We start from the raw sequence: 19333 nt of genomic DNA, 5'->3' as shown, positions 1-19333 counted from the left end.
ATTGGTTGTGCGGTGGTCATGCACCGAACGGAATACGTCCGGCGGTCTCACCAACAGTAGCCCTCAGGGGCTGCGGGGTCCGCTCAGGAAGCGAGGATCTCGTCGGCCGCCTTCCGAGCGGCGGCGATGATGCCCGCCAGGCCGCGTCCGGTCGAGGCCTCGCCGATGCCGACGACACCCTCGGCCAGACCGGCCGCGGCGAGGTCCGGTCCGTACCAGCCGACACGCGCGGCGCCGCTGACGCGGTCCGCCGTGATCGGCACGCCGAGCAGCGTGGACGCGTCCTGCAGGGCGCGGCTGCCGACGGGGTCGGCCGGGTCGACCGGGAGGCTCGTGGCGACGCCCGCAGGGTCCGTCGCGGCGGTCGCGTAGCTGAGCCGCAGGACGTGGCGTCCGTCCGCCACGTCGGCCAGCCACGGCCACTTCACCGTCGCGTGTGTGAGGGCCTTCGCCGACACCGCCTGCGCGTCCGGGTGCACGAGCATCCCGGTGCCACGCGGTGCGGCGTCGAGGTCCGGCTGGTCGACGACGAGCGTGACGAGCTGGATGCCCGTCCGGTCGGGGGCGGCGGTGCGCTCCGGATCGGCGACGGAGGACAGGGTGTGCTGGGCCGGCAGCCGTTCGGTCGTGCCGTCGGCGCGGACGATCTCGACCGCGTGCGCCTCGATGCGGGTCGCCCGGGTGCGCAGCCGGACGTCCACCCCGTAGGTCTCCATGTCGGCGACGAGCTCGTCCACCAGACGCACCGTCCCACCGCGGATCCCCTGCACCGGGGTGCCGGCGGCCGCGCGTGCGCGGAGTGACAGGACCGCCCGCGCGAGCGACCCCTCGCGGAGCAGCGCGGCACGCAGGCCCGGAGCCACCCGGTCGGGGTCGAGCTGGTCGGGGTGGGTGGAGTGCACGCCACCGGCGATCGGCACCACGAGGTCGTCGAGCACCCGCTCCCCCATGCGCCGGCGGACGAGTTCGCCGAGCGAGGACGCCTTGGCACCCACCGGTGCCGGCAGCAGCGAGTCCATCTGGGCGCGCAGGCCGCCCTTCTGCCCGACCACGGCCAGCACGTCGGCGGCCATCGGGGTGCTCGGGATGCCGAGGAGCCCGGTCGCGGGGATCGGGGAGGTCCGGCCGTCGCGGGTCATGAGCCAGGCGCCGCGCGGGTCGGGGGCGACGACGTCGTTGCCGAGCCCGAGCTCGATCGCCAGGCGGCCGACGGCGTCCGTGCGGGTGGCGAAGGAGTCCGCCGCCATGTCCAGGTCGATCCCGCCGACGGTGTGCCGACGGATCATGCCCCCGAGCTCGCCCGAGGACTCGACGAGCACCACGTGGGCGCCGCCCTTGGCGAGGTCACGGGCGGTGACGAGCCCGGCGATCCCGCCGCCGATCACGACGACGTCGGTCACGCGCCGGCTCCGTCCTGCGCTGCACCGTCGTCCGCGCGGCCGTCGCCGAGCGAGTGGACCAGCTCGACCACGCGGGTCAGGACGTCCGGGTCGGTCTCGGGCGGGACCCCGTGGCCGAGGTTCACGACGTGGGCCCGTGCGGCACCGCCCCGACGGACGACGTCGCGGACGTGCGCTTCGAGGACGCCCCACGGCGCCGAGAGCATCGCCGGGTCGATGTTGCCCTGCACGCTGACACCGGTGCCGACGCGCTGGACCGCCTGGTCGAGCGGCAGGCGCCAGTCGACCCCGACCGCGTCGACACCAACGGTGTCCGTGCCGAAGGTCGTCATGTCGGCCAGGACCTCGCCGCTGCCGACACCGAAGTGGATGCGCGGCACCCCGAGCTCGGCGACGTGCGACATCGCCTGCGCGGAGTGCGGTGCGACGGAGCGGACGTAGTCGGCGCGGGAGAGCGACCCGACCCACGAGTCGAAGAGCTGCGCGGCCGAGGCCCCGGCGAGCACCTGTGCCCGGAGGAACATCCCGGACACCTCGGCGGCCCAGGCGAGCAGCCGCGCCCACGTCTCGGGGTCGGCGTGCATGAGCGTGCGGGCGCGGATGTGGTCCTTGGACGGGCCGCCCTCGACCAGGTAGGCGGCGAGGGTGAACGGCGCCCCCGCGAAACCGATCAGCGGGGTGTCGCCGAGCTGCTCGACCGTGCGCCGGACGGCCTGCTCGATCGGGGCGAGGGCCGCGGGGTCGAGCTGCTCGAGGGCGTCGACGTCGGCGGGGGTGCGGATCGGCGACGAGAGCACCGGGCCACGACCGGGGACGATCTCGACGTCAACACCGGCGAGCTTGATCGGCACGACGATGTCGCTGAAGAAGATGCCCGCGTCGACCCCGTGCCGGCGGACCGGCTGCAGGGTGATCTCCGACGCCATCTCCGGGTCGAGACAGGCGTCGAGCATGGCTGTGCCGACCCGGAGCTCCCGGTACTCCGGCAGGGACCGTCCGGCCTGCCGCATGAACCAGACCGGGAGCGTCTCCGGACGGTCACCCCTCAGGGCCCGCACCAGGCGGGAACCACTCGTCCGCCCTGATGCCAGGGGGTGGGAGTCGGGGAGGGATGTGGTCGTCGCTTCGGTCACCGGATGATTCTCCCATCGAGCGCGTTACCATTGACTACGTGCTCATCTGTCTCACGGCGTCGCATCGCAACGCCAGCTTCGATCTCCTGGAGCGACTGAGCATCGGTGCACCCGCGGCAGCCAGCCGACTCGTCACGGATGCCGGCGTCCTGGACGGTGCAGTGGTCCTCGCGACCTGCAACCGCTTCGAGGCGTACCTCGACATCGCGGGCGACGAGAGCGACTCCGCCGTCTCCGCCACCGTGCAGGCCGTGGCTGCCGCGAGCGACCTGGACGCCACCGAGGTCCTGGACTCCGTCAACGTGCTGGGCGGCAAGGACGTCGTGCAGCACCTGTTCGCCGTGTCGAGCGGACTCGAGTCCGTCGTCGTCGGCGAGACCGAGATCTCCGGCCAGGTCCGGCGCTCGCTCGAGGACGCCCGGTCGAACGGCACCACCACCTCGGACCTCGAGCGCCTCTTCCAAGAGGCTGCGCACACCTCGCGCGGCGTCAAGACCCGCACCCGAATCGGCGCCGCCGGCCGGTCGCTCGTGCGCCTGGGCCTCGAGCTCGCCTCGTCGCGGGTCACCGACTGGGCCCGCACCCGCGTGCTGCTCGTCGGCACCGGCAGCTACGCGGCCACCACCATCGCCGCCCTGCGTGACCGCGGCGCCACGAACATCCAGGTGTTCTCGCCCTCGGGCCGCGCTCCTTGGTTCGCTGCCAAGCACGACCTCGTCGCCGCCCGTGACCTGCGCCAGGCCATCGGCGAGAGCGACGTCCTGATCACCTGCACCTCGAGCGAGGTCCCGGTCGTCGCACCGGCCGACCTCGACGACGGGGTGCGCCGCATCGTCATCGACCTCGGGCTCCCCCGCAACGTCGACCCCGCAGCCGCCGGCGTCGACGGCGTCGAACTGCTCGACCTCGAGACGATCAGCATCCACGCCCCGATCTCCGAGCTGAACGCCGAGTCCGAGGCCCGCGCGATGGTCGACGACGCCGTGTCCCGGTTCCGCGCCCAGGCGATGGAGCAGTCGACGACCCCGGCGCTCGTGGCGTTCCGCAAGCACGTGTTCGACATCCTCGACGACGAGATCGACCGGGCCAAGCGCCGCGCGGACGCCGACGGCGAGTCCGTCGAGCACACCGAGCGGGCGCTCCGGCACCTGGTCGGCGTGCTGCTGCACCGTCCCTCGGTCCGCGCTCGCGAGCTCGGTCGCGCCGGTCGCGGTGAGGAGTTCGTCGGGGCGATCGACTCCCTGTACGGCGTCCGGCCGGAGGCCGAGCCGGAGCTGTCGTCGCCCGTCGTCCCGCTGGCCGACCGCACGGCACTGGACCCGACCGCGTCGGATCGCGACGACCAGGCGGACGCGAGCTGAGCCTCCAGACAGGCTTGCAGCCACCCACGCTGCGCGTGAGTGCGCTGTTGCTGGTGCGTGACCGACGTGTCCTGATGGTGCGCGCCCGGGCGCGCGACGTGCTCTACCTGCCCGGCGGCAAGGCGGAGCCGCACGAGACCGACGTCGAGGCCGCCGTGCGCGAGGCGTACGAGGAGACCGGTCTGCGGCTCACCGCCGCCGACGTCGACCCGTTCGGCGTCGTGCTCGAGCCCGCCCACGGGCAGGCTCCCGGGACCATGGTCGCGATGACGCTGTTCCTGGTCCGGCCGGGAGGCCCGCTGGACTCCGCCACGCCCGTCGCCTCGTCCGAGGTGGACGAGGTCGATTGGGTCACCTCCGCCGACGCGGGTCGTTGTCCGCCTGCTGGCGTGGAGACGCTCCGCCGCCTGGTGGCGGCGGAGCTGATCGACTGACCGTCAGGCCTTGTCGGTGTCGGTGTACTCCCCGACCTCGCCGTTCTGGGCCGGCTCGGCCTCGCCGGGGATGTCCGAGTCGACGTACTCGCCGTCGGGTCCGGTTCCGGTCGGACGCGTCTCGCCGGGGATGTCGCTCGAGACGAACTCGCCGACGGGCTCCGTCGACTCGACGTGCTCCTCGCCCGGGATCTCGCTGTCCGTGAAGGCTCCGGCGCGGGGTTCGACCCCGTCCGCGCGACCCTCGTCGCCTCGTGCCTGTTCGTGCTTGCCCGTCATGTCCGACCTCCGCTGCTCGGGTTGCTTGCCTCGGAGTGTGCCCGTGGTCCCTGGACGCCGACCGAACCGGATGCGGCGTTCGGTGGTTGCCTGTGCACCATGCAACGCAGCAGCCGATCGAAGTTCCTGCTCGTCGTGACCGGGCTCGTCGCCGTCGGGACCCTGGCGGGGTGCGCCTCGGACGGGCAGCCCGCCGCCACCGAGACCGTCACGGCGCCCGCGCCGTCGCCGTCCGCGTCGCCGTCCACGCCGCAGTCGTCCGAGGAGTCCGCCTCGGCGGCACCGTCCTCCGGATCCGGTGCCACCGGTTCGTCTGCTGGTGACCGGTGCGCGGCGTCGTCGCTCGCCGGACGCATCGAGGCCGGCAGCGGTGGTGCCGCCGGCAGCGTCATCGTGCACCTGGTGCTCGAGAACACCGGGTCGACGACCTGCACTGTGCAGGGGTGGCCGGGGGTCTCGTTCGTCGGGGGTGGCACCGGCAAGCAGATCGGAGCGGCGGCCGTGGCGGAGAAGAGTTCCCCGCACCCGACCGTCACACTCGCTCCCGGCAAGACCGCCGTCGCCCCGCTCAAGATCGTCCGGGCCGAGAACTACTCCGCGGGCGACTGCTCGCCGCAGACCCCGGACGGCTTCCGCGTGTACCCGCCCGGCTCGAAGCAGTCCCTGTTCGTGAAGGACACGGACTACCAGGCGTGCGCGTCGGCCGATGCCTCGCTGCTGTCCGTGCAGGCGTTCGTGCCGGAGGGGCAGGCGACGTCGTAGCGGTCGGGCACCATGGTCACCGTGACCACCACGATCAGCGACGAACGCCCGAACACCGATGAGCTGGTGGCGCTGTACGACGCCGTCGGGTGGACCGCGTACACGCAGGACCCCGCGGTCCTCACCGCGGCGATCGCCGGGGCCCACACCGTGCTGACCGCCCGCGACGACGACGGACACCTGCTCGGCCTGCTCCGCACGGTCTCCGACGGCGTGACGATCGTGTACGTGCAGGACGTCCTCGTGGTGCCGTCCGCGCACAGGTCGGGCATCGGTGGTGCACTGCTCGACGCCGTGCTGCAGCGGCACGCCGACGTTCGCCAGACGGTCCTGCTCACCGACGACGAGCCGGGGCAGCGAGCGTTCTACGAGTCACGTGGCTTCGTCGAGGCCCACGACATGGAACCGCAGTCGCTGCGCTCCTTCGTGCTCCTGCGCTGAGCACGGATGGGTCTCGCGACCGATTCCGTGCGACACGATGGCGTTCCTAGACTCGGACGCATGGGGGCTCGCGCACGGACACGTTCAGCGGCAGCCGTCGCGACCGCGCTCGGCGTCGTGCTCGCCCTCGCCGCGTGCACGTCGCCACCACCGCCGGCTGGGTCGGAATCGGCGCTCGCGAAGCTCATCACCCGGGTCGAACGACTGCCCGGCGTCGACACGGCCGAGGGCGAGGTCCGTCAGGTCGACGCGAAGGACGACCCGCACAACTGGATCACGTCGCTCGAGGTGCAGGCCGACACGAGCGACCTCGCCGTCGCCGAACGGATCCGGCACACGGCAGCGCGGGGTGTCACCGGGACGACGCTGACGGTGAGCGTGGACGTGCCGCGCGGGCGAGCGTCGGCTCCGGTCATCGTCGACCCGATGGACGCCGACGTCGTCGAGCTGGCCGGTCGGTTGCGTGCGGAGCCCTTCGTGCGTCGGCTGTGGCTGACGCCGTCCGATGCAACGATCCGGCTCGTGCAGGGCATCAGCTTCAGCGACGCCGTCGAGCAGGCCCGGCCGATCCTCGATGATCACCCGGCCTCCCTGCTCCGTGGTGACGTGTCCGTGGGCATCACGGCGACACAGCCCGGCCGAGCGCTCCTGCGCGCGATCGACGGGTTCGTCGGCGACGGTGACCACGACGTCGAGCAGTTGTACTACTCACCGGGCACGACCTACGCCGACACGGCGCAGGCCCCGACCGAAACGGTCGCCGAGGCCGAACGCCCGTACCTGTCGATCTCCGGCGAACGACTCGGTGCCGTCGTCGACGTCCTCGTCGGAACGAAGGACGAAGCCGCCGACGCACACCGCGCTCCGCGCACCGCGTTCTCCGTCGGCCTCGACGGGACGAGCGGCTGGCTCGGACTCCCCCTCGACGCCGAGAAGCCGCAGGACGCCACCGCCCCGGGCACCCCGACGTCGGGCCCGTCGCCGACCCCGTGGGTGGCCGCCGACGTCAGCGACCGGGCCGCGACGCTCCGTGGGTTCCTCGAGCGCTCCGCCGACGCTGCCGGGGTCCCGGCGACCGTGACCACGGGCACCGAACAGTGCGCGCCGCCCGGGTCGAGCTGGTCGCCCGACGCGACCGGCACCCGCGCGACGGCGTTCAGCGTCGTGCCGGTGTTCCAGATCGTCGACGACGCACAGGGGCCGTTCGACGCCGTGACCGCGCTGTGGACGTCGGAGGGCTTCAGGGTCAGCGGCCGGGCGATGGGGCGGGACTACTGGTCGTCGTCGACCGGGGCGGACCCCGCCACGGCGAGCATCCGGGGCACCGCCGACGGGCTGAGTCTGAGCGCCGAGTCGGTCTGCGTCCCCTGACCGAACGCGGTCAGGACTCGGGGTCGTCCATGATCTCGCGCACCTCTTGCGCACAGCGGCACGCCTCGGCGATACGGGCGGCCCAGGCCAGTGCATCTGCCCGGCTCTCGACATCGATCACCGAGAAACCCCCGATGAAGATGTCCTTACCGGGGCGTGTGGCGGGATCGTGGACGGTGCCGTCGGTGTCGACGACCGCGCCGCCCGACGCTTCCAGCATCCCGCCGCCGAACACCCACACACCGGCGGACTTCGCCTGTCGGACGACGGCGTGCGACGCCTCGGAGACGACCGGCAGGTCGGCCATGGGAAACACCATCGTGCCCTCGTCGAAGGAGATCAGGTACCGGGTCATGCCCAGCATCATGCTCCTCAGCGACGAGCCGGGGCGTGCACGGCCTCGAGCACCTCGGTCCCCATGGTGCGCAGCGCCTCGACGACGGCCAACCGCCGCTGCAACGAGGCGTCGTCGAACGTCACCGTCACGGCGTAGCTGACCGACGACCCAGGCCCCCGCAGGATCCCCGCCTCGGCGCGCACGCCGGTACTCGACCCGGTGACCGCGACGACCTGCAGCCCGTGGTCGAGCGCACGGTGTGCCAGGGGGTCGAGCCCGAAGGAACCGGCGACCAGGTTCAGGTCGCTCGCCAGGGACAACCAGCCGAGCACGCGGTTCGACACCGCCTCGTCGACGACCTCGCCGAGCGCCAGTCCGCGCATCACCCACGACAGCTCCCCGGTCGGCGCGACGGAGGCGTCGGGGGCGTCGTCCGGGCCGCGGCGGTCCCGCACGCGGTCGATCAACGCCGTGCGCTCGATGCCCAGGGACTCCGCGCGCTCCCGGACGGCGTCGATGCCCACGGTCGACAGCAGCGCGTTCACGGCCCAGGCGTCGGCGGTGGCCCCGACCAGGGTCGCCAGGTCGGGTACCTGCATGGTCGGCTCCTGCAGGAACTGCCACAGGCCGGCACCGGTCGCGGTGTCGCGGGCCATGCGCTGCAGTCGGTCGCCGTGCAGGCGGCCGTCCTCGAGCTGGGCGGCGACCTCGATGAGCAGCAGGACGCGGCCCAGGCTCGCGACCGGCTGCACGAGGGTGTCGTCGATCGCGAGCAGGGCCTTGCCGCTGGAGGTGTCGATCACCGAGGCGCTGACCCCGGCGCCCTCGAGCGCGAGAGCACCGAGGGCCTCGGTGGTGGCGGTGAAGCGGTCGTCGGACCGGCCGCTGTGCCGACCACGACCGCGGCCGCCACCTGCTGGGCGGTCGTCCGGTCGCCGGCGGCGCGACGACCGGGCCGCGTCCGGCTCCGTCATCACCAGATCGCGACGCGCTCGGCGGGGTCGAGGTACATCGCGTCCTGCTCGGTCACGCCGAAGGTGTCGTACCAGACGTCGATGTTCCGCACGACCTGGTTGCAGCGGAACTCGTTGGGCGAGTGCGGGTCGATGCTCAGCAGACGAGCCGCCTCCTCCGGGCGGATCGCCATGCGCCACGCCTGTGCCCAGCTCAGGAAGAAGCGCTCGGCACCGGTGAGGCCGTCGACGACCGGGGGCTCCTGGCCGTCGAGCGACAGCAGGTACGCCTTCCACGCGATCGACAAGCCACCGAGGTCACCGATGTTCTCGCCGATCGTCAGGGCACCGTTCACGTGGCTGTCGGGCACCTCGGTCGGCACCAGGGCGTCGTACTGGGCGATGAGGGCCTTCGTGCGCTCCTCGAACGCCGCGCGGTCGGCCTCGGTCCACCAGTTCTCGAGCTTGCCGTCGCCGTCGTACTGCGACCCCTGGTCGTCGAAGCCGTGGCCGATCTCGTGCCCGATGACGGCACCGATCGCGCCGTAGTTCGCGGCGGCGTCGCGACCGGCGTCGAAGAACGGGAACTGCAGGATCGCCGCCGGGAACACGATCTCGTTGAAGCCGGGGTTGTAGTACGCGTTGATCGTCTGCGGGGTCATGAACCACTCGTCGCGGTCGATCGGCTTGCCGATCTTGCCGAGCTCGCGGTCGACCTGGAACGAGGCGACGGCGCGGACGTTCGCGACCAGGTCGTCGGCACGGACGGGCAGCGCCGAGTAGTCGCGCCACCGCACCGGGTAGCCGATCTTCGGCGTGAACTTGTCGAGCTTGTCGAGCGCACGGGCACGGGTCTCGTCGGTCATCCAGTCGAGCGCCGTGATGCTCTGCCGGTACGCCTCGACCAGGTTGGCGACGAGGTCGTCCATCTTGGCCTTCGACGTCTCGTCGAAGTGCTCCTGCACGTAGATGCGGCCGACGGCCTCGCCCATCGCACCCTCGACCAGCGAGACGCCGCGCTTCCAGCGCTCGCGCTGCTTCGGCGCACCGGTGAGTGCGGTGCCGTAGAACGAGAAGTTCGTGGCCGAGAACGCACTGTTCAGGTACGCGGCCGACCCGCGGATGACCTGCCACCGCAGCCAGTCCTTCCAGACCTCGAGCGGCTGGTCGTTGAGCAGGTCGGCGAGACCGGTGATGAACGACGGCTCGCGGACCACGACGGTCTCGAAGGCGCCGGCCGGAGCATCGATGGCCTGCCACCAGACCTGCAGGTCGACGCCCTTCGCGAGCGCGGCGACGTCGGCCCACGGCAGCTTGTTGTAGGTCTTCTGGCTGTCACGCGTGGTGACGTTGTCCCAGTGCTTCGCGGCGAGCGCCGTCTCGAGCGCGATGACGTGCTCGGTGCGCTCCCCGCCGTCCTCGAATCCGGCGAGCGGGAACATCGCGGCGACGAACTCGCGGTACTTCGTGCGGATGTCGGCGAACCGCTCCTCGCGGTAGTACGACTCGTCGGGCAGCCCCAGGCCGGACTGCTCCAGGAACACGACGTACGACTCGGGGTCGCCCGGGTCGTTGTCCACGAAGAGCTGCAGGAAGCTCGGCAGGCCGAGCCGCTCGAAGCGGCCGACGGTGGCGATGACCTCGGGCACGGACTGGATGGCGTCGATCTCGGCGAGCAGCGGCTCGATGGGTGCCGTCGCCAGCTCCTCGAGCCGGGCCTCGTCGGTGAACGAGGTGAAGAGGTCACCGACCTTGCGCTCCTCGGTGCCGGGGGCGGCCTGCTGCGAGCGCTCGATGATGTCGCGCACGGCGATCTCGGCGGCTTCGGCCAGCACCGTGAAGGAGCCGTACCGGGCCTTGTCGTCGGGGATCGGCGTCGCCTCGATCCAGGTCCCGTTCACGTGGCGGTACAGGTCGTCCTGGGGGCGCACCGCGGGGTCGAGTTCGTCAGTGTGGATGCCGGAGGCACGTGCGACGTCGGTCATGCGGTCCACGATAGCCACCGACCCCATGGGGCAGGCCGATCCGGGTCGTCACCGGCACACGGCTGCCGGTACGGTCATCGCATGGGACTTCCGTGGAAGCTGCACGGCGACGGCAAGACCGTCTCCGCGACGACGATCGTGGCACCCGATGAACGGCTCACCTGGCCCCGGACGATCGGTCTCGGCGTGCAGCACGTCGTCGCGATGTTCGGCGCCACGTTCCTGGTGCCGCTGCTGACCGGGTTCCCGCCGTCGACGACGCTGCTGTTCAGCGGCATCGGCACGATCCTGTTCCTGCTCATCACGGGCAACCGCCTGCCGAGCTACCTCGGCTCGTCGTTCGCCTTCATCGCCCCGATCGGTGCGGCGACCAAGATCGGTGGCATCCCGCTCGCCCTGTCCGGCATCATCGTCGTCGGCGTGCTGCTGGCGATCGTCGGGCTCGTCGTGCACCTGGCCGGCGCCGGCTGGATCGACCGGTTGATGCCCCCGGTGGTGTCCGGCGCGATCGTCGCCCTGATCGGCTTCAACCTGGCCCCGGCGGCCCGCGACAACTTCACGGCGGCCCCGGTCATCGCGCTCATCACCCTCGCGGCGATCATCCTGGTCACGGTCCTGTTCAAGGGCCTGATCGGCCGGCTGTCGATCGTCATCGGTGTGCTCGTCGGCTACGTCGCGGCGCTCATCGGCGGCCAGGTCGACTTCTCGAAGGTCGACGCAGCACCGTGGATCGGTCTGCCGGAGTTCACCGCTCCCGCCTTCGACCCGTCGCAGCTCGCGATCTACCTGGCGTTCGTGCCGGTCGTCCTGGCACTGGTCGCCGAGAACGTCGGCCACGTCAAGGGCGTGGGGCAGCTGACCGGCCGCGACCTCACGCCGCTCACCGGTCGGGCGCTCTTCGCCGACGGCATCTCAACCGTGCTGGCCGGCGTCGGCGGCGGCTCCGCCACCACCACCTACGGCGAGAACATCGGCGTCATGGCCGCCACCCGCGTCTTCTCCACCGCCGCCTACTGGGTCGCCGCGATCGCGGCCGTCCTGCTCGGCCTGTCGCCGAAGATCGGCGCCGTCATCTCCTCGGTGCCGGCCGGCGTGCTCGGCGGTGCCACCACCGCGCTCTACGGCCTGATCGGCGTCATCGGCATCCGCATCTGGGTCGAGAACCGCGTCGACTTCTCGAAACCGAAGAACCAGCTGACCGCCGGCATCGCCCTGATCATCGGCATCGCGGACTTCACGTTCCGCTTCGGCCAGGCCAGTTTCGGCGGCATCATCGTCGGCACGATCGCCGCGATCGTCGTCTACCACGTGATGGACGTCATCGGCCGGGCTCGCGGCACCGACGAGCCGTCGACCGAGGCTCCCGACCCGGCACACGCCGCCACCGGCGGCGTCCCCGCCGAACCGCGCGCCGACTGACGCGAGTGGTCGGCCGGAACGCGCGTCCGGCCCGACGACGTGGGACCACCGGACTGGAGGCCCGTGGCGGACACGGCCACGGGCCTCCAGTCCGTCACGGTGCGGGGTGCAATCAGGAACGCGTCCGGCTCGGGCTGAGCAACGGGGACGACGCCCACGGCAGATCAGCGGCAGACTCGTCCCCGTGAACCTCCGCACACCCGCTGTCTCTGGGATGCTCCTCGCCGCTGCGCTGTCGATCACGAGCTGCGCCCACCAGGGCCAGGAAGACGGGTACCTCACGCTGACTGCGGGCGAGGCCACCCTGTCGGCTTGTCCGACCGCGGCGCCGGTGCAGGTCGAGGCGCTGCGGACCGAGGAACTGCCCACCTGTGATCCGATCGGGCAGACCCTCGTCTTCCCCGACGGCGAGCAGATCCAGCTGCCGGAGCAACAGGGCGGCGGCGGCGCGTCGACCTCGGAGTCGGGCGACCACTACGCGTACCAGAACGTCGGCAACTGGGGACTCGTCGCGGCCCGGGCGGACGCCGACTGCTCGCACGTGCAGGAGTGGGGCAACCCGGAAGCCCTCCGACGCGTGCACGAGGCGTTCGGGAGCGGATGGGTCTGTCCCTGACCCTGCCCGAGTGACGAGCGCGCAGCTCCGCCGCGGCGTGGACGAGGGCGTTCGCCGTGCCCGATTCACCCGTCCGTCTCGGTCGCCGTTCCGGTGGGCGAGCGCTCGGCGTGGTCGTTCCACAGCGCTCGGCGACGCCGGACCGCCCTGAGCGTCACCTGCCAGCAGACGAGATAGCCGATGCCGACGAACGGCAGGACCGCCCACTGCGGGGCACCGAGCCAGCCGGCAAGACCTGCCAGGGCGACCACTCCGAACATCGACCCGACGAGGATCAGTGACTGGACGTTGCGGAGACGGCGTTCGCGTCTGCTCGGCTTCACCCGGCCCACGATAACGACCCCTGGTCGCGAACACAGGGATGGCGGGCTGGAGGCCCGTGGCGGCGCCGCCACGGGCCTCCAGTCCGTCATGGGGTCGCGCCCACCGCGCCTGGTGATCACGACGGGTCGGCATCGCCGACAGAATGGGTCGGTGCACCGACCCACCCGACCTGCCGTGACCGCTGAGCGGCGCGCGGTCGACCGCGACATCGTGCGGCTGGCGGTGCCGGCGCTCGGCGCGCTCGTGGTCGAGCCGCTGTTCCTGCTGACCGACACCGCGCTCGTCGGGCACCTCGGGGCGACGCCGCTGGCGGCCGTCGGGCTCGCGAGTGCCGTGCTGTCGACGGTGACCGGGCTGCTGGTGTTCCTGGCGTACTCGACGACGCCGGCCGTGGCCCGTGCGCTCGGCGGTGGTGACCGTCGCGGAGCCGTGCACGCCGGCATCGACGGCATGTGGCTCGCGCTCGTGCTGGGGGTGGTGCTGGCGCTGGTCGGGTGGCCGCTCGCCGGGCCGCTCGTCGACCTGTTCGGCGCCTCGGCCGAGGTGGCGGCCGCCGCGACCGCGTACCTGACCGTCTCGCTGATCGGGCTGCCGGGCATCCTGGTGGTGACCGCCTCGACCGGACTGCTGCGTGGGCTGCAGGACACGAAGACCCCGCTCGTCGTCGCGACCGTCGGGTTCGTCGCGAACGGACTGCTCAACGCCGTCCTGATCTACGGCGCCGGCTGGGGTGTCGAGGGATCCGCCGCCGGCACCGTCATCGTGCAGTGGGCGATGGCCGTCGTCTACGTGCGCATCGCGGTGCGGGCCGCTCGGTCGTCGGGGGCGCCGCTGCGACCCGGTGCCTCGGGCGTCGCACGGGCACTGCGGTCGGGCGCGTGGCTGTTCCTGCGGACCGCGTCGCTGCGGATCGCGATGCTCGCGACCGTCGGGGCCGCCGCCGGGCTGGGGACCACCGGACTGGCGACGACCCAGGTCGGGCTGACCGTGTTCTCCACGCTGGCGTTCGCGCTCGACGCCCTGGCGATCGCCGGGCAGGCGCTGGTCGGACACGGACTCGGCGGACGTGACCCGGAGCGGGTGCGGCTGGTGACCAGGCGGCTCGTGCTGCTCGGGATTGCCGGTGGAGTGGTGCTCGGGGTGCTGACCCTGGCCGTGAGCGGGCTGCTCGGGCCGGTGTTCTCGGACTCGCAGGCGGTGCGGGACGCCCTGCCCGTCGTGCTGGTGCTCATCGCGGTCGGGATGCCCGTCGCCGGGTACGTCTTCGTGCTCGACGGGGTGCTGATCGGCGCCGGGGACGCGCGGTACCTGGCCATCGCCGGAGGCGTGAACCTGGTCGTGTACCTGCCGCTGCTCTGGTGGGCCGGTGGGACGCTCGCGGGGCTGTGGGCGGTGTTCTCCCTCGGGTACATCGGAGTCCGGGCGGTGACGCTCGGGGCGCGGGCGCACCGTCGCGGCTGGGTGGAACAGGCGTTGGCGCGGTGAGCGGGTCTGCTCCTTCTGGGCCCGCTTCGTCTGCCTCGCCTGCCGGGCCTGATTCTCCTGCGGCACCGTCGTCTTCGGTCGCTTCGTCGGCCGTGCTCGCCACGGTCGGCATCGGGGTGCAGGGCGTCGCGAAGCTGCTCGTGACCGTCGTCGTCGGGCGGGTGTTCGGCACCGAGACCCTCGGGCAGACCACCGCGCTGCTGTCGCTCTCGGTGTTCGTCGCCCTGCTCTGGCCGAACGCCGCGGGCAACACCGCGTCGCGGTTCCTGGCGATCGCGCTGCGGGGTCGGCGGTCCGATGCCGCGGTGAACCGGCTGCTCGGGGTGTCGATGCTGGTGTCGAGCGTGGTGCTCGCCGCAGTCACCGTGCCGATTGCGCTGGCCTGGGGCAACGGCCCCGGGATGGTGCTCGGTGGTGCCGCGGTCGTCGTCGGCTACGGCCTCTACTGCTACGCCCGCGGCGCGCAGCTCGGCTACGACCGGGCACCCCGGGTAGCGCTGTGGGACTCCGTGACGAGCGTGCTGGCGCTCGCGTTGCTCGTGGTGGCGTGCGTCGCCCGGCTCGAGCCCTTCGTGCTGCTGCCCCTGGCCATCGGGTACACGGTGTTCGCGATCGCGTGCTGGCCCCGGGGCAACGGCTTCCCACCTGTTTCGCGCGAACCCGCTGCCGGGGTGCTCGGGTTTGCGGCATGGAACGTGCTGGCGGTTGTGACCTCGAACGGGTTGCTGCAGTTGACGATGATCTCGGCGCAGGTGACGTCGTCGGCGCACGACGCCGGTGTCTACGCGGCCGCCTTCACCCTGGCGACGCCGGCGTCGATGCTCGGGCAGGCGTTGGGGCAGGTGCTCGTGCCGGCGTTCGCGCACCGGACCGGTGGTGGTTCGTTGCGGTCTCGTGGGGCGCTGGTGCTCGTGGTCGGGTTCGCCGCTGCTTCCGCCGTGGTGTTCGGCCTGGTCGCGCTGCTCGCCGGGTGGTTCCTGCCGATCGTCTACCCCGCCGAGGGTGCCGCGGCAGTCGCCGACCTGCGGTACCTGATGGTCGCGGTGTGGGTGTTCACCGTCGGGCTCGTGCCTGCCGCGTTGCTGCTCGCCGCTGGGCGTTCACGGCAGGTCGCACTGGCTTCGGTCGCCGGGTTCGTCGTCGGGGCTGGGCTCATGGCGGTGCTCGGGCCAGTCGCGGGTGTCGCTGGTGGGACGACGGGGTTCTTGGTGGGGAGTGCGGTGAACCTGGTTGCGGTGGTGGGGGTCGGGGTGTGGCCGGTCAGAGCGGCCACGTCCATTCGCCGAGGACCGGTAGCCGACCAGCGGAAGGGGTGACCGGCTACGCTCCTGCGTTCCGATAAGGCACTCCCATGTCGAATCACTCTGTCCTAGCGAGACCCGTGATCAGGCCCTGAGCAAGGCTTCGGCTACTCGGAGCTGCAGTGCCTCAGGAATCTCACCGACGAGCTGCCGGACAGATGTGTAGGCAATTCTTGCGCCAACTACGTCCACCAGCCTCCTGTGATATTGCGAGCAAGCGTCGACAACAATTCCAGACCCATCTGCCGCATGATCGTCAGACATAAGCCCGCGCACAACTGCACCGAAGGCCGACGAAGTCATCCAGGATTGCTCTAGTAACACTAATACAAATTGTGCGATTGCACCTCCGGCAGCGTTTCCGGCGATACGGCGGAGCCATTTGCCTACGGCTTGGACCCAGCCTTGCAACGAATCCGGACTGCCAGCGGAGGCCTCGAGGGCTCGAAGGATCGCCACCAACTTTCTGTCAACGTCGATTGCAGGGTCAAGGCGCAGGCCAGCGGCGACCCCTTTTGGTTCTTGACCATCTAATTGCAACGCAAGCGCGAAAGTACGTGGCCGGAACGGCACTCCCGAGAACCCAGCGCTCAACAACTGCGCCTCTAGCAAATCCCTCTCGGCGTCGCTGAGGCTACCCGCACGCGCAGCCCACTCAATTAGCGCGATCGTACCAAACGCTTGGGCACCGCTCTGGCGAGCAATTGCACGCATCACACTGTCGTCGGACCACAGCACTTCACCAGCATCAATAGCCCGATCGGCTGCAAGCAGCCACACGTTTCCTGACAGATCCGTACTGGTCGACTCTGCCTCGTCCTTAAAGACCGTCACGCTGTGGTGAACGTGCTCCGCGCGCGTAAACCACTGCGCGATTTTGCGTTGCAACCCACTTTGACGATCCACGACCGAATCGTGCACTCTCCTCGGGACCCAGTCCGGCCCAGGTCCCCAGTTCGGCACCAAACTGTCGCGAGTGGGTAGGTCAAATTCTGCCTCAGAGGCATCTGCCGCCTGCGCTAGAACTACACGCGGCGACGCGAAAAGGCCATAAAGAACAGCAGAACTCCGATCATCAAAAAGCGCCAATGCGAAGACAGCTGTCGTGTCAATTACAACAGGGTCAGCGAGAGCAGCCGCGACGGCGGCAATCTCATTCTCTAGATCGACCGGAGTTGAGAAGCGCGGCGATGCAAACCAGGCGGCATTGATAGTCGCAAATAGCCGTCCCGTCGCGGCTTGAAGCGCCCCAAGCGGCAGCTTGCCTTCCCGCACGGCCGTTTCAAGCGACGTCAAGTCGGGAACGGGACCGAGAGCTGACCCAAGACTGTCGAGGAAGTTCCCCGCATCGCTCACCTCGAACCGCCGAACCAACTTCGATTCTGGGAATCGATCGAAGTATCTTTGTAAGAAGCCAGAGAACTCTTCGGCTTCCTCCTCTTCGCGCACCTCCCCGGCGAAGGTTGCTACCAACGCCGCATGGATGCGCTCGTCATCGGGCCATCGAGCGACTAGACGCAGAGCTTCAGCAAGCCCAAACACCTCGCGCCCAAGTCTCTGCCTGAGGTGCATCAAGTTGAGAGCCTGATCAAGGGAGACAGGATCCGGCCGTCCCCCTTTGATCCATGCTTCTAGACCTTTTCTTAGGTGACCGGCGTTCGTCCTACATTGAATGATCCACCAGAGCGCCGTTTCATTACGTGGAAGATACGCGTGCAGTTCCTCCGCCGCTACTGCCGCGTCGGCCCAATTTCCGAGACTGCTGTGCCCCTCAACCAAAACCGAGTAGGCGTTGCCGAGCCCTCCCCAAGAATCGCTCGCCCGAGCTATAGCATTCTCCGCCCGGTCGATCGCCTCTGCCCAGCGCTTGGCGCGCTGCGACACTCGAGCAGCCGTTAACCATAGGTCCGAATCTCCCGACTGTCGCGCTAGTTGCGTCGCCAGAGCGTCCACAGCATGCTCGTCGCCATTCCGCTGGTAGAACTGAAGGAGACTAAATGCCACCCGAGGGTTCTGAAGTGCATCCCGTCGCGCGATTGCAAGTGCCTCGGCGCTCCCGCGCGCAAGGCTTGCGGTCAACTCGATGTCGTCCGCAACTTCAGGGGCAAGTCGACGAACTCTAGCAATTGAGTCGTGCTCGACGCCGTATTGCGCCAGCATCATGCACAATTGCGAAGCGCGTCTAACATCCGGCTCCGCCGATAGTGCCATGTGCCAGAGCACAACGGCGGCACTTCCATGCCCAAGAGTCTCGTTTAGAGTAGCCATGACATCCGCGCGGGTGCCTGCACTCTCCATCCTGCCTAGGAGCTGCTTCGTAGGGTTGACCTCACCGCCTCTCGCGAACAGAAGAGCGAGTTCACTCACTACAGCCTGGTTACTCGCCTCCTGGAGTGTCGCTTCTCCGATAGGCGGTGCTTGTCCCAACGACCTTGCACGGTCAACGTCTTGAAGGAGTAACGCTGCCACCATCGCTTGTCGAACTAAATCCCCAGTAGGAAGCCGAAGGCCGCGCGCGCGGTCGCGAACCGCAAGCCCAGAGACCAAAATGCGCTCCAGCGCCGTGCTGCGCAGGCGTACGTCTCCAGAGGCATCCTGCGCAAGGCTCGCCTCGATGCTGATCTCGGCACCGTCAAGATTGTCATCTTCTTCCCAGGCTTTCCAGCCGAGCGTCCGAGCCTCATCAAGTCGCCCTGCCGCCCGTGCAACTCGCGCCTCCACCACGCGGAGATAACTCCGCTCCGATGGGTCCTTCGCAGATTCCTTCCATAGCTGCATGTGTCGGTCAACGTCCTCGTCGGTGAGGATATTTTGCAACTGTGCACTTGCGAGACTCGCCCAAGGATGCGGGTCCATCGTACCGAGCAATGCAACGCGTTCATCATCGCTCGCTCCGGCGATACATTGCACTCTGCGTACAGCCCAGTATCCCTGTGGCTGCGCTCCGGACTTGAGCGCTGCCTCCAAAAACTCATCAGCGCTCGATGTTAAGCCGTGCGCCTCCGCGAGCTCTCCGAGGAAAGCCGTCGCTCGCCAGGGCGCTTGGGATACTTCTGGCCGAGTAGTCCAAAGGGAAAACAACTGTCTGAGATCTTCGCTACTAAAATACTCCCCAAGGAATTTAGCCAGGGCGGGCCAATCTCGTCGAACAGCCGCTGCTTCTCGCGCGAATTTTTGCGGAAGTTTTGCTGCGAGTAAGTCGAAACGCGCGTCATCAGTCTGGAAGGTCGCCAAGGCCCCGAGGACCACCTGCTCCGTTCTCTCTATCGACCGGCCCGTACCCAGTTGTGCGTACCTTGCAGAATTAGCGGTGTCATAAATTGCGTGGGCTTCGAGTAGCACCTCCGCCAAGGCTTCGAGTTCGCTCAAGTGAAAACGATGCGGCGGCATCCGACGCGCTATCTCCTGCTGCGTGTGCTCTCCGAGCCCCCGAGTCAGCAGCGATTTACGCACCTGCCCAAAGCGCAGCAGCCTTCTGACTTCCGGTCGGCTCACATGAATGCCACGCTCAGCAAGCTCTGCACTCGCAAGCTTCGCAATCCTGAAGGGACGGGCGACGATAGGGACGAATTTTAACAAACCACTCGCAGCTTTCGCAGCGGGTACGAGTTCCGACATGGATGGCCTCCCGCCCTCAGGTTGTCATGCCCCTCTGACAGACACAGTCCGATAAACGCCCACACTCGTCAGCTTCCGCAGCGGGTGCGGCACGCCGTGACGTCCCCTTCCGGT

At 69.6% G+C, this 19333-nt stretch carries 17 protein-coding genes; 9 read left to right on the top strand and 8 right to left on the bottom strand.

Going from position 1 to position 19333, the window contains the following annotated elements:
* Positions 1 to 83 precede the first annotated feature (83 nt).
* The gene (locus tag H7A73_RS00665; RefSeq protein ID WP_259362637.1) at positions 84 to 1400 is read right to left on the bottom strand and encodes a protoporphyrinogen/coproporphyrinogen oxidase; all 1317 of its coding nucleotides are present in this window, start codon (positions 1398 to 1400) and stop codon (positions 84 to 86) included.
* Complete coding sequence (gene hemE / locus H7A73_RS00660; RefSeq protein ID WP_182064231.1) at positions 1397 to 2533, bottom strand: uroporphyrinogen decarboxylase; 1137 nt, start codon at positions 2531 to 2533, stop codon at positions 1397 to 1399. The genes H7A73_RS00665 and hemE overlap by 4 nt, the downstream gene beginning before the upstream one ends.
* Positions 2534 to 2571: 38 nt before the next feature.
* Here hemE and H7A73_RS00655 point away from each other — a divergent pair, with 38 nt between their 5' ends.
* Both H7A73_RS00655 and H7A73_RS00650 read left to right on the top strand, forming a co-directional pair.
* Positions 2572 to 3894 carry a glutamyl-tRNA reductase gene (locus H7A73_RS00655; RefSeq protein ID WP_182064230.1) on the top strand — a complete coding sequence of 441 codons (1323 nt, stop codon included), beginning with the start codon at positions 2572 to 2574 and terminating at the stop codon, positions 3892 to 3894.
* A gap of 35 nt (positions 3895 to 3929) precedes the next feature.
* Positions 3930 to 4328, top strand: a complete 399-nt coding sequence (locus tag H7A73_RS00650; protein WP_259362636.1) for an NUDIX hydrolase — start codon at positions 3930 to 3932, stop codon at positions 4326 to 4328.
* A 3-nt stretch (positions 4329 to 4331) separates the two neighbouring features.
* Here the strand turns inward: H7A73_RS00650 and H7A73_RS00645 are convergent, their stop codons facing one another.
* The gene (locus H7A73_RS00645) at positions 4332 to 4607 is read right to left on the bottom strand and encodes a hypothetical protein (RefSeq protein WP_071404469.1); all 276 of its coding nucleotides are present in this window, start codon (positions 4605 to 4607) and stop codon (positions 4332 to 4334) included.
* A 99-nt stretch (positions 4608 to 4706) separates the two neighbouring features.
* Here H7A73_RS00645 and H7A73_RS00640 point away from each other — a divergent pair, with 99 nt between their 5' ends.
* Genes H7A73_RS00640 through H7A73_RS00630 form a run of 3 tightly spaced genes read left to right on the top strand, consistent with a single transcriptional unit; the run spans position 4707 to position 7181 of the window.
* Entirely contained in the window at positions 4707 to 5369 is a 663-nt protein-coding gene (locus tag H7A73_RS00640) for a DUF4232 domain-containing protein (protein WP_182064228.1), read from the top strand.
* 21 nt (positions 5370 to 5390) lie between these two features.
* Positions 5391 to 5810 (top strand): GNAT family N-acetyltransferase, encoded by a 420-nt coding sequence (locus H7A73_RS00635; RefSeq protein ID WP_411468918.1) that lies wholly within the window; start codon positions 5391 to 5393, stop codon positions 5808 to 5810.
* A 60-nt stretch (positions 5811 to 5870) separates the two neighbouring features.
* Entirely contained in the window at positions 5871 to 7181 is a 1311-nt protein-coding gene (locus H7A73_RS00630; RefSeq protein ID WP_182064226.1) for a hypothetical protein, read from the top strand.
* A 10-nt stretch (positions 7182 to 7191) separates the two neighbouring features.
* Here H7A73_RS00630 and H7A73_RS00625 read toward each other — a convergent pair whose 3' ends face one another.
* From H7A73_RS00625 to H7A73_RS00615, 3 genes are read right to left on the bottom strand one after another with little or no spacing between them, the layout of a single operon-like run.
* Positions 7192 to 7536, bottom strand: coding sequence for a YciI family protein (locus H7A73_RS00625; RefSeq protein ID WP_182064225.1), 345 nt, complete (start codon positions 7534 to 7536; stop codon positions 7192 to 7194).
* Positions 7537 to 7553: 17 nt separating this feature from the next.
* Positions 7554 to 8492, bottom strand: coding sequence for a serine hydrolase (locus H7A73_RS00620; protein WP_182064224.1), 939 nt, complete (start codon positions 8490 to 8492; stop codon positions 7554 to 7556).
* Positions 8492 to 10456: a M13 family metallopeptidase gene (locus H7A73_RS00615; RefSeq protein WP_182064223.1), complete on the bottom strand. Its 1965-nt coding sequence runs from the start codon at positions 10454 to 10456 to the stop codon at positions 8492 to 8494. The genes H7A73_RS00620 and H7A73_RS00615 overlap by 1 nt, the downstream gene beginning before the upstream one ends.
* A gap of 81 nt (positions 10457 to 10537) precedes the next feature.
* Here H7A73_RS00615 and H7A73_RS00610 point away from each other — a divergent pair, with 81 nt between their 5' ends.
* Both H7A73_RS00610 and H7A73_RS00605 read left to right on the top strand, forming a co-directional pair.
* Positions 10538 to 11875: a uracil-xanthine permease family protein gene (locus H7A73_RS00610; RefSeq protein ID WP_182064222.1), complete on the top strand. Its 1338-nt coding sequence runs from the start codon at positions 10538 to 10540 to the stop codon at positions 11873 to 11875.
* 184 nt (positions 11876 to 12059) lie between these two features.
* On the top strand, positions 12060 to 12491 hold the full coding sequence (locus tag H7A73_RS00605; protein ID WP_182064221.1) for a hypothetical protein: 432 nt from the start codon (positions 12060 to 12062) through the stop codon (positions 12489 to 12491).
* Between the two features lie 65 nt (positions 12492 to 12556).
* Here the strand turns inward: H7A73_RS00605 and H7A73_RS00600 are convergent, their stop codons facing one another.
* A complete protein-coding gene (locus H7A73_RS00600) occupies positions 12557 to 12814 on the bottom strand; it encodes a hypothetical protein (protein WP_182064220.1) in 258 nt (85 codons plus the stop codon).
* 175 nt (positions 12815 to 12989) lie between these two features.
* Here H7A73_RS00600 and H7A73_RS00595 point away from each other — a divergent pair, with 175 nt between their 5' ends.
* Both H7A73_RS00595 and H7A73_RS00590 read left to right on the top strand, forming a co-directional pair.
* The gene (locus tag H7A73_RS00595) at positions 12990 to 14300 is read left to right on the top strand and encodes an MATE family efflux transporter (protein ID WP_182064339.1); all 1311 of its coding nucleotides are present in this window, start codon (positions 12990 to 12992) and stop codon (positions 14298 to 14300) included.
* Between the two features lie 92 nt (positions 14301 to 14392).
* Positions 14393 to 15616, top strand: a complete 1224-nt coding sequence (locus tag H7A73_RS00590) for a lipopolysaccharide biosynthesis protein (protein WP_182064219.1) — start codon at positions 14393 to 14395, stop codon at positions 15614 to 15616.
* Between the two features lie 69 nt (positions 15617 to 15685).
* On the opposite strand, the gene H7A73_RS00585 is transcribed toward H7A73_RS00590, so the two are convergent.
* Positions 15686 to 19219, bottom strand: a complete 3534-nt coding sequence (locus tag H7A73_RS00585; protein WP_182064218.1) for a hypothetical protein — start codon at positions 19217 to 19219, stop codon at positions 15686 to 15688.
* Positions 19220 to 19333: the final 114 nt, after the last annotated feature.

The organism is Curtobacterium sp. ME12 (assembly GCF_903970855.1).
Taxonomy (GTDB): domain Bacteria; phylum Actinomycetota; class Actinomycetes; order Actinomycetales; family Microbacteriaceae; genus Curtobacterium; species Curtobacterium poinsettiae_A.
The sequence above is the reverse complement of the archived record's forward strand: the minus strand, read 5'-3'. Positions and strand labels throughout refer to the sequence as shown.